At 71.2% G+C, this 13803-nt stretch carries 14 protein-coding genes; 6 read left to right on the plus strand and 8 right to left on the minus strand.

Features of this window, described 5'->3' with window-relative positions:
* Window positions 1-357 precede the first annotated feature (357 nt).
* A complete protein-coding gene (mce, locus tag OP86_RS02785) occupies window positions 358-840 on the minus strand; it encodes a methylmalonyl-CoA epimerase (RefSeq protein ID WP_051829590.1) in 483 nt (160 codons plus the stop codon).
* A 243-nt stretch (window positions 841-1083) separates the two neighbouring features.
* Between mce and OP86_RS02790 the strand changes: the two genes are divergently transcribed.
* The 3 genes from OP86_RS02790 to OP86_RS02800 all read left to right on the plus strand — a co-directional run bounded on the left by OP86_RS02790 (window position 1084) and on the right by OP86_RS02800 (window position 4016).
* Window positions 1084-2277, plus strand: coding sequence for an acetyl-CoA C-acetyltransferase (locus OP86_RS02790; protein ID WP_030057497.1), 1194 nt, complete (start codon window positions 1084-1086; stop codon window positions 2275-2277).
* An 82-nt stretch (window positions 2278-2359) separates the two neighbouring features.
* Window positions 2360-3316, plus strand: a complete 957-nt coding sequence (gene meaB / locus OP86_RS02795; protein ID WP_030057496.1) for a methylmalonyl Co-A mutase-associated GTPase MeaB — start codon at window positions 2360-2362, stop codon at window positions 3314-3316.
* Window positions 3317-3482: 166 nt separating this feature from the next.
* Entirely contained in the window at window positions 3483-4016 is a 534-nt protein-coding gene (locus OP86_RS02800) for an allene oxide cyclase barrel-like domain-containing protein (protein WP_030254950.1), read from the plus strand.
* 85 nt (window positions 4017-4101) lie between these two features.
* Here the strand turns inward: OP86_RS02800 and OP86_RS02805 are convergent, their stop codons facing one another.
* The 5 genes from OP86_RS02805 to OP86_RS02825 all read right to left on the minus strand — a co-directional run bounded on the left by OP86_RS02805 (window position 4102) and on the right by OP86_RS02825 (window position 7882).
* The gene (locus tag OP86_RS02805; protein ID WP_078588389.1) at window positions 4102-4617 is read right to left on the minus strand and encodes a MarR family winged helix-turn-helix transcriptional regulator; all 516 of its coding nucleotides are present in this window, start codon (window positions 4615-4617) and stop codon (window positions 4102-4104) included.
* 40 nt (window positions 4618-4657) lie between these two features.
* On the minus strand, window positions 4658-5467 hold the full coding sequence (locus OP86_RS02810) for an AIM24 family protein (RefSeq protein ID WP_030057494.1): 810 nt from the start codon (window positions 5465-5467) through the stop codon (window positions 4658-4660).
* A gap of 248 nt (window positions 5468-5715) precedes the next feature.
* Window positions 5716-6366, minus strand: coding sequence for an AIM24 family protein (locus tag OP86_RS02815; RefSeq protein ID WP_030057493.1), 651 nt, complete (start codon window positions 6364-6366; stop codon window positions 5716-5718).
* Window positions 6366-7004: an AIM24 family protein gene (locus OP86_RS02820; RefSeq protein WP_033330750.1), complete on the minus strand. Its 639-nt coding sequence runs from the start codon at window positions 7002-7004 to the stop codon at window positions 6366-6368. Before OP86_RS02820 ends, OP86_RS02815 begins: the two co-directional genes overlap by 1 nt.
* Before the next feature lie 80 nt (window positions 7005-7084).
* The gene (locus tag OP86_RS02825) at window positions 7085-7882 is read right to left on the minus strand and encodes a DUF2127 domain-containing protein (RefSeq protein ID WP_030057491.1); all 798 of its coding nucleotides are present in this window, start codon (window positions 7880-7882) and stop codon (window positions 7085-7087) included.
* Between the two features lie 328 nt (window positions 7883-8210).
* On the opposite strand from OP86_RS02825, the gene OP86_RS37690 reads away from it, so the two are divergent.
* Window positions 8211-8528 (plus strand): DUF3817 domain-containing protein, encoded by a 318-nt coding sequence (locus OP86_RS37690; RefSeq protein ID WP_030057490.1) that lies wholly within the window; start codon window positions 8211-8213, stop codon window positions 8526-8528.
* A 111-nt stretch (window positions 8529-8639) separates the two neighbouring features.
* On the opposite strand, the gene OP86_RS02835 is transcribed toward OP86_RS37690, so the two are convergent.
* Window positions 8640-10268, minus strand: a complete 1629-nt coding sequence (locus OP86_RS02835; RefSeq protein ID WP_030254959.1) for a M4 family metallopeptidase — start codon at window positions 10266-10268, stop codon at window positions 8640-8642.
* Window positions 10269-10666: 398 nt separating this feature from the next.
* Window positions 10667-12298 carry a M4 family metallopeptidase gene (locus tag OP86_RS02840; RefSeq protein ID WP_030254962.1) on the minus strand — a complete coding sequence of 544 codons (1632 nt, stop codon included), beginning with the start codon at window positions 12296-12298 and terminating at the stop codon, window positions 10667-10669.
* A gap of 496 nt (window positions 12299-12794) precedes the next feature.
* On the opposite strand from OP86_RS02840, the gene OP86_RS02845 reads away from it, so the two are divergent.
* Together OP86_RS02845 and OP86_RS02850 are read left to right on the plus strand one after the other, a co-directional pair.
* Window positions 12795-13343: a MarR family winged helix-turn-helix transcriptional regulator gene (locus OP86_RS02845; RefSeq protein WP_051829592.1), complete on the plus strand. Its 549-nt coding sequence runs from the start codon at window positions 12795-12797 to the stop codon at window positions 13341-13343.
* A 76-nt stretch (window positions 13344-13419) separates the two neighbouring features.
* Complete coding sequence (locus OP86_RS02850; protein ID WP_030254965.1) at window positions 13420-13761, plus strand: DUF3817 domain-containing protein; 342 nt, start codon at window positions 13420-13422, stop codon at window positions 13759-13761.
* The last annotated feature ends 42 nt before the right edge of the window (window positions 13762-13803 follow it).

The raw sequence follows: 13803 nt of genomic DNA on the forward strand, positions 1-13803 counted from the left end.
GCGTAGGAGCGCGGGGGTACCGCGTTCCCCCGTCCGAGTGGACTCCTGGGCGAACTCTTGCCTTGTGGAGAATGGTGACAGATCCGTCTAGCGACTGTTCAGCCGTGCCCGCGTAATGGACTCCCCTTGCGACGGGCCGACCGCCGGAGGGCGGGCAGGCCTGTCTTCGGCCGTGCCCGTCGCCTCCGTCCCCCGGAGTCTTCGCGCACTTGGGCATTGTAGTGGGAGCGCACTGTGGGGGAATGGCCGCAGGGGGGTTTTCCGGCTGTCCCGGCCAGGTTACTGACGGGTCATGACCGACGGGCCGTCGGGCGCCGCCGGGGCGGGCGGCACCCTGGGGCCGGTCCTGGGGGCGATTCAGTGCTCCTCGTCGGCGCTCTGCGCGGCCTCGTGGGCGTCGTGCTCGGCGTCGTGGGCGCCCTGCGCGGAGGTGACCAGCTCGGTCAGCACGCCGCCGCAGTCCTTCGGGTGCAGGAACGTGATCCGCGAACCCATCGAGCCGATCCGCGGCTCGTCGTACAGGACCCGGATGCCCTTGGCGCGGATGGCCTCGGCGTCGCCGTCCACGTCCGCGGTGCCGAAGGCGATGTGGTGCACGCCCTCGCCGTTCTTCGCCAGCCACTTGGCGACGGTGGAGTCCGGCCGGGTCGGCTCCAGCAGCTGGAGGTAGGAGGCGCCGCCGTCGTCCGTGCCGTTGATCCGGAGCATGGCCTCGCGGATGCCCTGCTCCTCGTTGACCTCGGAGTGGAAGACCTCGAAGCCGTAGGTGGCGCGGTAGAACTCGACCGTCTTGTCGAGGTCTCGGCAGGCGATGCCGATGTGGTCGATACGGGTCAGCACGGCGACCTCCGGGAATCGGGATGAGGGTGGCACCAGTGCAGCGCATGGCCCGCGGCGGACGCCAGCTACCGTACGTGCGAGCCTGCTCACACGTACGGGGTTCACCCGGACCGCGTCGGCGCGGTGTTGACTGGATGGTGCCAGTGCGCTCGATCACACCGTCGCTCCGGTGACGGGCGGGTAACAGGTCAGTACATTGAGCGGCATCCTCACCTGGCCACGACGTGCGAAGGGGCTCGTCCCATGACCAACACCACCTCTGTGATCGTCGCCGGTGCGCGGACCCCGATGGGCCGCCTGCTCGGTTCCCTCAAGGGCTTCTCCGGCGCAGAGCTCGGCGGCGTCGCCATCAAGGCGGCCCTGGAGCGGGCCGGCATCACCGGGGACCAGGTCCAGTACGTGATCATGGGCCAGGTGCTGCAGGCCGGTGCCGGCCAGATCCCGGCCCGCCAGGCCGCCGTCAAGGCCGGCATCCCGATGAACGTCCCGGCGCTGACCGTCAACAAGGTCTGCCTCTCCGGCCTGGACGCCATCGCGCTGGCCGACCAGCTGATCCGCGCCGGCGAGTTCGACATCGTGGTGGCCGGCGGCCAGGAGTCGATGACCAACGCCCCGCACCTGCTGCCCAAGTCCCGCGAGGGCTTCAAGTACGGCGCGATCGGGATGCTGGACGCCATGGCGTACGACGGCCTCACCGACGCCTACGAGAACATCCCGATGGGCGAGTCCACCGACAAGCACAACACCCGCCTGGGCATCCCGCGCGAGGCGCAGGACGAGATCGCCGCCGTCTCCCACCAGCGGGCCGCCAAGGCGCAGGCCGACGGCGTCTTCGAGGCCGAGATCGTCCCCGTCGCCATCCCGCAGCGCAAGGGCGAGCCCGTCCTGTTCAGCCAGGACGAGGGCATCCGCGCGGACACCACCGTCGAGGGCCTGGCCAAGCTGCGCCCGGCCTTCACCAAGGACGGCACGATCACCGCCGGCACCTCCTCGCAGATCTCCGACGGCGCCGCCGCGGTGGTCGTGATGAGCAAGGCCAAGGCCGAGGAACTGGGCCTGACCTGGCTCGCCGAGATCGGCGCGCACGGCAACGTGGCCGGCCCGGACAACTCGCTGCAGTCGCAGCCGTCCAACGCGATCAAGCACGCGCTGGGCAAGGAGGGCCTGGAGGTCTCCGACCTCGACCTGATCGAGATCAACGAGGCGTTCGCCGCCGTCGCCTACCAGTCGATCAAGGACCTGGGCGTCTCCTCGGACATCGTCAACGTCAACGGCGGCGCGATCGCGCTCGGCCACCCGATCGGCATGTCCGGCGCCCGCGTGGTGCTGAGCCTGGCGCTGGAGCTGCAGCGCCGCGGCGGCGGCGTCGGCGCGGCCGCGCTGTGCGGCGGCGGCGGCCAGGGCGACGCGCTCATCGTGCGCGTCCCGAAGGCCTGATCGCTGATCTGATCTTCGGGGCTGCGGACCGCCACAAGCGGTCCGCAGCCCCTTCGGCGTACCCATACGCGAGGAGCTCCTGATGATCGATGTCGCCACGCTGGTCGAGCAGGCCCGGGAGGGCCGGCCGCGGGCCGTCGCCCGGCTGATCACGCTGGTCGAGAACGCCGCCCCGCAGCTGCGGGAGGCGATGGCCGCGCTCGCGCCGTACACCGGTCAGGCCTACACGGTGGGGCTGACCGGCTCGCCCGGGGTCGGCAAGTCCACCTCCACCTCGGCGCTGGTCTCCGCCTACCGGCGGCTCGGCAAGCGGGTCGGCGTCCTGGCCGTCGACCCGTCCTCGCCGTTCTCCGGCGGCGCGCTGCTGGGCGACCGGGTCCGGATGCAGGACCACGCCACCGACCCCGAGGTGTTCATCCGCTCGATGGCCACCCGGGGCCACCTCGGCGGGCTCTCCTGGGCGGCGCCGCAGGCACTGCGGGTGCTGGACGCGGCCGGCTGCGAGGTGATCCTGGTCGAGACCGTCGGCGTCGGGCAGTCCGAGGTCGAGGTCGCCGCCCAGGCCGACACCACCGTGGTGCTGCTGGCCCCCGGGATGGGCGACGGCATCCAGGCCGCCAAGGCCGGGATCCTGGAGATCGGCGACGTCTTCGTGGTCAACAAGGCGGACCGGGACGGCGCCGACGCCACCGCGCGGGAACTCAACCACATGCTGGGCCTCGGCGAGGCCCGCGAGGCGGGGGACTGGCGCCCGCCGATCGTGAAGACCGTCGCGGCCCGCGGCGAGGGCGTGGACGAGGTGGTCGAGGCGCTGGAGAAGCACCGCGCCTGGCTGGAGGAGCACGGCGAGCTCGCGGTGCGCCGCCGCCGCCGGGCCGCCGAGGAGATCGAGGCGATCGCACTGGCCGAGCTGCGCGCCCGGATCGGCGACCTGCGCGGGGACCGGCACCTGGCCGCCCTGGCCGAGCGGGTGGCCGGCGGCGAGCTGGACCCGTACGGCGCGGCCGACGAACTGGTCGCGGGCCTCACCCGGGGCTGAGCGGCCGGCAGTGCCCAGCGTTGCGCAGGAAGTCGGCCGGACCGACTTCCTGCGCAAGCGCCTCCCGTCCAAGTTGGTCCGACTGGTCGGACCTTCCGGTGGGTCGTGCCGGGACGACCCCCGGCGGCGGCAGGACCGAGGTTATGAATGCGTCACCTGACCATCCGTGAGCATCAACCTCAGGAGCCACCCGATGCGCCCCATCAGAGCAGCTTGTCTCGGCACGGCCAGTGCGCTGGTCACCCTTCTCGCCTGCGCCCCTGTCGCGGCTGCTGCGGCAGACAACGATTCCACCCACGCCAAGGGCAGGGACCGGGTCATCACACTCATCGGCCGGCTCGCGCAGCAGACGCGTTTCCCCGTCAATCCCGGCGGCGCCCCGGCCCAGGGTGATCGGACCGTCTTCCGCTCGATCCTCTTCGACCAGGCCGACAACAGGGTCGGCGAGACCGACGGCACCTGCACCACCACCACCGTCGACAACGGCGGAGCGGAGGAGTGCGTCGTGACCTACAACCTCCCGGGCGGCCAGCTCGCCGTGCAGGGGATGGTCTTCGGCATTCTCAACCCGGGCCCTCCCCCGTCGTTCGACAACGGGATCACCGGTGGTACCGGGGCATTCGACCGGGCCCGTGGCTCGGTCCACGCCGACACGATCGCTCCGGGCACGAGGCGCTTCACGATCGACCTCGACCGCTGACCGGTCCCGCGCTGCTTCCGGCGGCCCCGCCAACTCGGCGGGGCCGCCGTCGCGTCACGTTCTCCGCGGTGAGGGGCCGCAGCGGCTACGGCTTGCCGCGGAGGCCGCGGAGGTGGTCGGCGATGGGGGAGAGGGCGTCGAACATGGCGTCGAGCTGGTCCGGGGTGAAGCGGTCGATGAAGTGCGCCCGGACGCTGCGTACGTGGTCGGGGGCGACGCGCTGCATCGTCTCCCAGCCCTGTTCGGTGAGGTGGGCGAAGAGGCCGCGGCGGTCGCCGGGGCACTCCTGGCGCAGGACCAGGCCGGCGGTCTCCATCCGGGTGATCTGGTGCGAGAGCCGGCTCTTCGACTGCAGGGTGGCGGTCGCGAGGTCGGTCATGCGCATCCGGCGGTCGGCGGCCTCGGAGAGGACGACCAGGATCTCGTAGTCGTTGATCGCCAGGTTGTGGGGCTGGAGTTCGCGGCCGAGCTGGTACTCCAGCAGCTTGGCGACCTCCAGATGGGCGCGCCACATCCGCTGCTCCCTGGCGGTCAGCCAGGGAGTCTCCTCCTCGGGCTGCGGCGGAGGGTTGTCCGCAGTGTCGATCGTGTGCGTGTCCATAGCACCCAGCATAGCCGATTTAGTTCAATCTTGTACAAGTTTACAGGCCGAAACGTCGGCCGAGGTCGCCCAGATTACCCAGGCCCGGCACGTTGGGGTTGCCACCGCCGTGCCCGGCCGAACCCGGCTGGGGCGGGACCCCGCCGACCGGGACGCCCGCCTCGGCGCCCACCACGCCGACCGAGCGCTCGGCCATCAGCTTCTCGCTGGACTGCAGCAGCACCTGGCCGGCGCCGATGAACTCGAACTGGTGCTCCTCGCCGGAGGCGCCGCCGATGCCGGTCAGCCGCCGCAGGCCGCCGATCAGCCCGTGCATGTAGTCGTGGTCGTAGTGGTGGCACGGCGCCGGGCAGTCCGCCCAGCCCACCAGCGCCTGCGGATCCACCCGGATCGGCGGCTCGACGAAGTGCACCGGCCCGTTGGAGGCGGCGACGAAGCGGCCGGTGCCGATCAGGGTCAGGAAGCCCGGGATGATCGACTGCTTGAGCCGCAGCGTCGGGTCGAAGGCGAGCAGGTTGCCGGAGCGGACGGTCAGGTTGCCGTCCTCCAGGTCGTAGGAGTTGAGGTCGAAGGCCCGGTCGGCCAGCAGCAGCTTGCCGCGCCCCTCGGCGACCACCCAGTCCGAGGCGTGCATCGGTGAGTTGAAGTGCTGCCCGAGCATCCGGTCGACCATCCCGGCGCCGACGCCCTTGAAGGTGATGTCGCCGTAGTAGGCGACCATCTTGCCCTTCTGCAGGAAGTAGGACCCGTTCAGCTCAACCGAGAAGGAGTACGGGTTGACGTTGTCGTTGACCGGCAGGCTGTACACGTCGTGCACCACCGGGCCGGCGCCGCCGTGCGCGGCCGGCAGCGGGGCGACCGGGCCGCCGAACTGCTCCTGGGCGTACGGCTGTTGGTACGGCTGCGGCGGCTGGTGCGGCTGCCCGGGCGGGGGCGGCGGATAGCCGCCCTGCGGGTACCCGCCCTGCTGCGGGTGACCGGGCTGCGGGTAGCCCGGCTGCGGGCCGTGGTTGGGCGGGGGCGGCGGCGGGACGGCGAAGCCGGGCTGGGTCGGCTGGTCGTGCGGGGAGCCGTACGGGGGCTGCGGCGGGTAGGACATCAGAGCTTCTCCTCGCTCGCCTGGACGTACACCGCGCCCTGCCCGGACAGCTCCAGCTGGAACGCCTCGCCCGAGCCGCGGCCGATCATGTCGCGCCAACCGACCGCGGCGGACAGCTTGTTGCGGACGTCGCCGCGGTGCGCCACGTACGCCTGCGGGTCGACGTGCACCGCCTGGCCGGGGACGATCGGCAGCTCGAAGACGCCGCCGTGGGCCATCACCGCGACCGAGCCGTGGCCCTCCAGCTTGGTGGTGAACAGGCCCTGGCCGGTGACCTGCCCGCGGACCATGCCCATCACCCCGCCCTGCGAGCCCATGAACATGGTGGACTGCCGCAGCGTGCCCTCGAAGGCGAGCAGGCGGTCCGCCTCGACGTACAGGGTGTCGCCGAGCAGGTCGATCACGTGGACGTGGTGGCCGCCGTGGCCGAACATGACCCGGCCCTGGCCCTCGACGGTCATCAGCGGGGTGTCCTCGTTGGCGACCCGCCGGCCGATCATCGACATCACGCCGCCCTGGCCGCCGGTGATGTTCGGCGTGAAGCGGACGTCGCCGCTGTACGCGAGCATCGCGCCGCGCTGGCTGAACAGCCGCTGCCCGGGCACCACCTGGGCCTCGACCATCTTGCCGTTGATCTTCGTGAAGCCCATCAGACGTCACCCCCGATGGTGACCTTCTCGGAGGGCTGCACGTACACCAGGCCCTCGCCGGTGAACTCGACCTGGACGGCCTCGCCGCCGCCCTCGCCGATCACCGTGGTCCAGCCGGCGCCCGACTTCAGGCTGCGGTGCAGGTCGCCGGTGTGCGCCACGTAGGCGCCCGGGTCCACGCGCAGCGGCATGCTCTTGTCGACCCGCAGGATGATGGCGGGCCCGTTGGAGGTGACGGCGGCCCAGCCGTGCCCCTCCACCTTGGTGGTGAAGAGGCCGTTGCCGGAGGACATGCCGTTCAGGCCGGTGAAGCTGGTGCCGGTGTGCAGGCCCGCCTCGGTGCAGAGCAGGTTGTCCGCCTCGACGTACAGCGTCTCGCCGTTCAGTCTGACCAGGTTGATCTCGGTGGCCTTGTCGGCGAAGTAGCAGGTGCCCTGGCCCTTCACCTCCATGACGGTCATCTTTTCGCCGGTCAGCCGGCGGGCGACCATGCCGCGCAGGCCGTCCCCGCCGCCGGTGAGCTTCTTGAAGGTCATCTGCCCGGTGTAGGCGACCATGGAGCCGTGTCTGGCCTTGACGGCGTCCCCGGTCAAGTCGACGGCGAGCACCCGCGATCCCTGGAGTCTGAACTGAGCCACGGCCGCAATCTAGCCGCTGCGGCCGTGGCCCGGGGAGGGTGCGGGGCCGAACTGGTACGGGGCTGGGACAAACGCGCCGGTCAGGCCCGGGCGTGCGCCCCGTGTTCGGGGCGCGGAACCGTGCCGGCCGCCTGCTCGACCTCCAGCAGGGAGGCCGAGTGGCGCTCCGCCTCGAAGGCCACCACGCCGCCGCGGAGCCCGAACAGGCGCTTGGAGAGCATGATCCAGAGGACGGCCGCGATGTTCAGCAGCAGGGTGCAGATCTTCACCGCGCTGACGTGCTCGCTCAGCTCGTAGCCCTCCAGCGGCAGGAAGGCGGCGGTGGCGACCACCGTCAGGTACTCGGCCCAGCGCTTGTTCAGCCAGAGGCCGACCGCCTCGACGATCTCGATCAGCGCGTAGGCCAGCAGCGCGCCGGCGACGATCAGCAGGGTGCTCTTCTTGAAGTCGAAGGTCTTGCGGATCGTCTCGACGATCGGGGCGTGTTCGAGGTCCCAGTGGAAGTGGTCGGTGACCGGCCTGAAGACGGTCAGGTTCTCGTCGAAGACCCGGTGCACCGCGTCCTGGCTGTTGGAGAACTTCCAGACGCCCCACGCCACGACGATGATCAGCAGCCCGCGCAGCACCCGCTCGACGGCCAGGAAGCGCAGGATGAACAGGTCGCGCAGCGCCTTGCCGCGCGGCACCAGCGGCGCGTCCGCGGCCGGCCCGGAGCCGTGCGGGGCGCCCAGCGCGAAGTCCCCGCAGCGCAGGCAGCGCCAGGCGTCGCCGACGGCGGTGGCGGTGTGCAGCCGGGAGGCGAGCTCGGGCTCGGTCGGCGCGTAGGTGATGTGGCCGCGCTTGGCGCAGGTCCTGCGGTCCCAGTCCCGCTTGAACATGTGTGGCTACCCCCGTGTGCGATGCGTCGGCGCCCGGATCGGTGGGCGCGCGGGCAGCAGGATAGGGGTTCCCGGTGACGGGCGGTCGCGCTCGGCCTCGTTCTGGGGCACGGCTGTGACAAGCCGGGCGGGCGCCACGGGCGCTACGGGCGCTCTGCGGCGGCCACGGGCGGGGCTGCGGGCGGGCGCCGCGGGCGTTGTGAGATCGGGCACGGCGCCCACCCCCGGCCGGGGGCTCGGACATGTGCTCGGTGATAATGGCCGGAAGGCTTGTGAGTCGCTTCACAAGCGCGCCCGCGCCTCCGACCCCCGTATTGAGGTACCCCACGTGAACAGCAGCGCCGTCCACCGCCTGCGCCTGGTCTCCGGCCCCGAAGGGGTCTCGTTCATCCTGCTGCTGATCTGCTCGGTGCTGAAGCGGACGACCTCCTTCGACGCCGTCCCGGTGATGGGCATGGTCCACGGGATCCTGTTCATCCTGTACGTGATCTTCTGGATCCTGGCCTGGCAGACGCAGAAGTGGGACGCCAAGCGCGGCATCCTGCTGTTCGTCCTCTCGGTGCTGCCCACCGGCGGCTTCTTCGCCGAGCGGATGCTCGCCCGCGAGGAGCGCGGGGAGCTCGAACCCGCTGCCGCCACCGCCTGAATCCCGCTTCGCGGACGGTCGACAGGCTGCCGCGGCCTCCTCTCCCAAAGGGCCGCGGCAGCCTGTCGCCGTTTCCTACCGGTGGTGGCTCCTGTCCGTGGCGGCTAGGTCCTAGTTGACGTTCACCGCGCTCCAGGCCGCGGCCACCGTCTTGTACTCGGTGCTGGTCGCGCCGTACAGGTCGGTGGCGGCCTTCAGGGTCGCCGTGCGGGCGGCCTTGTAGTTGGTGGTGGAGGTCATGTAGACGGTCAGCGCGCGGTACCAGACGGCCGCCGCCTTGGTGCGGCCGATGCCGGTGACCGTCGAGCCGTTCGACGTCGGGCTGTTGTAGCTGACCCCGTTGATCACCTTGGCGCCGCTGCCCTCGGAGAGCAGGTAGAAGAAGTGGTTGGCGACGCCCGAGGAGTAGTGGACGTCCTTGTTGCCGACGCCCGAGGACCAGTAGTCGGCCGAGGCGCCGTCCTTGGAGGGCTTGTCCATGTAGCGCAGCGGGGTGCCGTTGCCGTTGATGTTGAGCTTCTCGCCGATCAGGTAGTCCGGCGGGTCGGCGGGCAGGTTGGCCGACCACTCGACCATGGTGCCGAAGATGTCCGAGGTGGCCTCGTTGAGGCCGCCGGACTCGCCCGAGTAGTTCAGGCCGGCGGTGGCGGAGGTGACGCCGTGGCTCATCTCGTGGCCGGAGACGTCGATGGCGGTCAGCGGGTGGGTGTTGCCGGAGCCGTCGCCGTACGTCATGCAGAAGCAGGAGTCGTCCCAGAACGCGTTGACGTAGCCGGTGCTGTAGTGGACCCGGCTGGCGGCGCCGACGCCGTTGTTCTTGATGCCGCTGCGGCCGAAGGTGTTCTTGTAGTAGTCCCAGGTGGCGGCGGCGCCGTACTGGGCGTCCACGGCGGCGGACTCGCGGTTGGACGGCAGGCCGTTGCCCCAGGAGTTGGTGGTCTTGGCGAACAGCGTGCCGCTGCCCGAGGTGCCGCCCTTGAGGTCGGTGGTGGACTGGTTGCCCCGGGAGGCGTCCTTGAGCTGGTAGCTGGAGCCGCTCTGGGTGGTGGTCAGCGTGACGGTGCCGACGTTGACGCCCTTGCCGGTGCCGGTGGCGGTCTGCACGTGCTCCTGGCTGGCGAGGACCTGGCCGGTGGCGGCGTCGGTGACGACCTCCTGGCGGCTCGGGGTGCCGTCCGCCCGCTCGCCGGTGACCACCGTGCGGTGGGCCAGCCGCGGGGCGCCGTCGGCCGCCCAGACGACCAGCTCGGTCGCGTCGGCGCCGTCGACCCTGGTGAGCGCCGCCTCGTCCTCGTCGGCGGCGGTGCCGACCGTCGCCCGCACCGCGGCGGTGGCCCGCTCGGCGGCCTGGGGCGCGGCGAGGCCCGGGGTCAGGCTGGGCACGGACAGCCGGCCGGCGAAGGCCCGGTCGACCGAGCCCACCGAGCCGTCGGCCTTCTGGTGGACGACCAGGTCGCCGCCGATCACCGGCAGGCCGGCGTAGGTCCGTTCGTACCGGAGGTGGCGGGTGCCGTCCCGGTCCACCACCACGTCCTTGGGCACCAGCTTCTCCTGGCCGCCCAGGGCCAGGGCCTGCGCGACCGGGGCGCTCTGCCCGGCGGCGAGCGCGAGCAGCGCGGACTGCTGCTGCTCCGGGGCGGGGGCGGCGGCCTGGGCGGCGGGGACGGCGGCGATCTGGACGACGCCGGCCAGCAGGGCGGTGGCGGAGAGTACGGCTCCGACCGTCAGCTTTCGCTTCACGTACGGGGGTTCCTTCCACGAGACCCGCGGGTGCGTGCGGGTGCGCCGCGTACCGGGGCGCCGGTTGACGCCGTGGGGCGGTAGGGCGCGGACGTGCTGCTCCCGTGCGGTACCTGACGCTCCGCCTGATGGGTGGGGGTGGCGGAGGTCGGACGGGGCTTTGGTCAGAAGCATGACAATCGTTGGCAGGAATGGACAGGCCGCCTCCGAGGATTGGCCAGGAATCGCCAAGTCGCGGTGCGGATGGTTCGGTTGCCGTGCATTGCCCGGAATCGCCGGTTCGTCCCCCTGGCGGAACTCCGCCAGCCGGGCGGCCTTGACAGCCCCCGGTACGGGCGGACGCCCGGGGCCTACCCTCCGACGAGGCCCCGGGCGTCCTGATTCGCTTGCGCCGTACGTCAGTTGACGTTGACGCCGCTCCACGCGGCCGCGACCGCGTTGTACTCGGCGCTGCCGGCGCCGTACAGGTCGCTCGCGGCCTTCAGGGTGCCGGTGCGGGCACCCGCGTAGTTGGTGGTGGAGGTGAAGTAGACGGTCAGCGCGCGGTACCAGATCTGCGCGGCCTTGGCCCGGCCGATGCCGGTGAGCGTCGAGCCGTCGGCGGTCGGGCTGTTGTAGCTGAACCCGTTGATGGTCTTCGCGCCGCTGCCCTCGGAGAGCAGGTAGAAGAAGTGGTTGGCCACGCCCGAGGAGTAGTGGACGTCCAGGTTGCCGACACCGGAGGACCAGTAGTCGGCCGAGCCGCCGTCCTTGCTGGGCTCGTCCATGTAGCGCAGCGGGCTGCCGTCGCCGTTCAGGTCGATCAGCTCGCCGATCCAGTAGTTCGGCGGGTTGGCGGGCAGGTTGGCGTAGAACTCGACCATGGTGCCGAAGATGTCGGAGGTGGCCTCGTTGAGGCCGCCGGACTCGCCGGAGTAGTTGAGGTTGGCGGTCGCGGCGGTCACGCCGTGGCTCATCTCGTGGCCGGCCACGTCGATCTCGGTGAGCGGGTGGGTGTTGCCGCTGCCGTCGCCGTAGGACATGCAGAAGCAGGCGTCGCTCCAGAACGCGTTCACGTAGTTGGAGCCGTAGTGGACCCGGCTGGTCGCGCCGACGCCGTTGTTCTTGATGCCGTTGCGGCCGAAGGTGTTCTTGTAGAAGTCCCAGGTGGCCGCCGCGCCGAACTGGGCGTCCACGGCGGCGGACTCGGAGTTGGACGCCAGGCCGTTGCCGAAGCTGTTGGTCGAGTTGGCGACCAGCGTGCCGCTGCCGGAGGTCCGGTTCTTCAGGTTGACGGTCGACTGGCCGCCGCGGGTGGCGTCCTTCAGCTGGTACGAGGTGCCGCTCTGGGTGGTGGTCAGCGGGACGGTGCCGACGAAGACGCCCTTGCCGCTGCCCGAGGCGGTCTGCACCTGCTCGTGGGTGGAGAGGACCTGGCCGGTCGCGGCGTCGGTCACCAGCAGCTGGCTGCTCGGGGTGCCGTCGGCGCGCTCGCCCTCGACGGTGGTGCGGTACGCCAGGCGCGGGCTGCCGTCGCTGGCCCAGACGACCAGCTCGGCCTTGCCGGTCTGGTGCACGGCCGTCAGGGGGGACTCGTCCTTGTCGGCGGCGACGCCGACGGTGGCCTGCACGGCGCCGGTCGCCTGGGCGGCGGCCTTGTCGGCGGGGATCTGCGGGCTGAGGCTCGGCAGGGCGATCTGCGCGCCGGTGGCCTTGTCCACGGAGGTGGTCGAGCCGTCCGCCTTCTGGTGCACCACCAGGTCTCCACCCAGGACCGGGAGCCCGGCGAAGGTGCGCTCGTAGCGGAAGTGGCGGGTGCCGTCGGCGTCCACCACGGCGTCCTTGGCCACCAGCTGCTCCTGGCCGCTCAGGGCCAGGGAGTGGGCCAGCTTGCCGGCCTGGCCGTTCGCCAGGGCGAGCAGGTCGGCGAGCCGGTCGCCGGACCGGGCGTGCGAGACAGGGTCCGCCATGGCCGTGCCGCCCACCTGGACGACACCGGTGAGCAGGGCGGTGGCGGAGAGTACGGCGACTGCGGCGAGCTTTCGCTTCACGGACGAGTCCTTCCGGGAAACCGCGTGTGGGCGCGGTCGCACCTCGTCCCGGGGGCCGGGGTCGGCACCTGAGGGGCGGGACGGGCACTGACGTGCGAGGCCCCGAGCGGTCGAACGGCTGGCCACCGGTGGGTGGGGGTGGTGGCTACCGGACGGGGTTGGCGGAAAGCATGACAATCGAGCAAATGAAATGACAGGTCTTGCTCATGAATTGGCCAAGTCCCGCCAAGGCAAAGGAATGTGAACGGGTCGGCAAAAGGGGCGAATCACCCCGCCTTGCAGCGGGTTGCCGTCCGAACCGAGGCCTGCCGAAGCGGCGTTGGCGCGATCGGCGACCAACCCCGTTGCGCCGCAGGCCCGTTGCGGTACGTTCACATCGCTGCAATGTCCTGGTATGGACCTGGCCGTCCGATTGGCGGGATCCCGCCACGTGTCCCGCTTGTCCACCATCAGGACAGCTGGTATCACCCGCTCCGTACGCCGGTACGGTTGGAAGGTGGCCAAGCCCCTCGCTCTCGACTTCGACCCGATCGCCCGCGCCGACGAGCTGTGGACCCGCCGCTGGGGCGGAGTCCCCTCGATGGCGGCGATCACCTCGATCATGCGCGCCCACCAGATCCTGCTGTCCCGGGTGGACGCGGTGCTCAAGCCGTACGGGCTGACCTTCGCCCGCTACGAGGCACTGGTGCTGCTGACCTTCAGTCGGACCGGGGAGCTCTCGCTCTCCAAGGTCGGCGAGCGGCTCATGGTCCACCCGACCAGCGTGACCAACACCGTCGACCGCCTGGAGCGGGCCGGCCTGGTCGCCCGCCGCCCCAACCCGCTGGACGGCCGCGGCGTGCTGGCCGCGATCACCGAACGCGGCCGCGAGGTGGTCGAGGAGGCCACCCGGGAGCTGATGGCGATGGAGTTCGGGCTGGAGGAGTACGGCCCCGAGCAGTGCCGCCAGGTGTTCGAGCTGCTCAGGCCGCTGCGGGTCGCGGCCGGCGACTTCGACGAGTCCCGCGGGGCCGCGGCGGAGGGGGCTGCGGAGGGGAGGCTGTGAGGGCGGCTACCCTCGTGGGAGCGGTGCGCGGATCCGGGCGTACCCGCCGAAACTGCCGAGCGAGGCGAGGAAGAGTATGAAGGCGACCCCCCTGCTGGGCTGGTACCGGGCCCTGGCGATTGCCACCGGTGTGGCACTGCTGGTGTTCTGCGGCTTCATGGTCGCGAAGTACGGCTTCGGCAAGGCCGAGGAAGTGACCACCTACGTCGCGATGCTGCACGGCTACCTGTACATCGGGTACTTCGTGGTGACCTTCCTGCTCGGGCAGAAGCTGAAGTGGCCGCTCGGCCGGCTGGTGCTGACCCTGGCGGCGGGGTGCATCCCGTTCCTCTCCTTCGTCTTCGAGCGCAAGGTGGCCGGCGAGGCCGCCGAGAAGCTGACGGCGGGCGCGGGTGCCCGCCAGCCGGCCGGCGTCTGAGCCGAGAACCCGCGAGAGGGCCCCTTCCCCACATCGGGGGAG

This window comes from Streptomyces novaecaesareae (assembly GCF_000716875.1).
In the GTDB taxonomy this organism is placed as follows: domain Bacteria; phylum Actinomycetota; class Actinomycetes; order Streptomycetales; family Streptomycetaceae; genus Kitasatospora; species Kitasatospora novaecaesareae.

What these genes read in the sequence shown, in the direction of transcription:
- OP86_RS02790 (WP_030057497.1), top strand. Translation starts at nt 1,084, where the DNA reads ATGACCAACACCACCTCTGTGATCGTCGCCGGTGCGCGGACCCCGATG.
- meaB (WP_030057496.1), top strand. Translation starts at nt 2,360, where the DNA reads ATGATCGATGTCGCCACGCTGGTCGAGCAGGCCCGGGAGGGCCGGCCG.
- OP86_RS02805 (WP_078588389.1), bottom strand. Translation starts at nt 4,617, where the DNA reads ATGGACACGCACACGATCGACACTGCGGACAACCCTCCGCCGCAGCCC.
- OP86_RS02815 (WP_030057493.1), bottom strand. Translation starts at nt 6,366, where the DNA reads ATGGGCTTCACGAAGATCAACGGCAAGATGGTCGAGGCCCAGGTGGTG.
- OP86_RS02825 (WP_030057491.1), bottom strand. Translation starts at nt 7,882, where the DNA reads ATGTTCAAGCGGGACTGGGACCGCAGGACCTGCGCCAAGCGCGGCCAC.
- OP86_RS02850 (WP_030254965.1), top strand. Translation starts at nt 13,420, where the DNA reads ATGAAGGCGACCCCCCTGCTGGGCTGGTACCGGGCCCTGGCGATTGCC.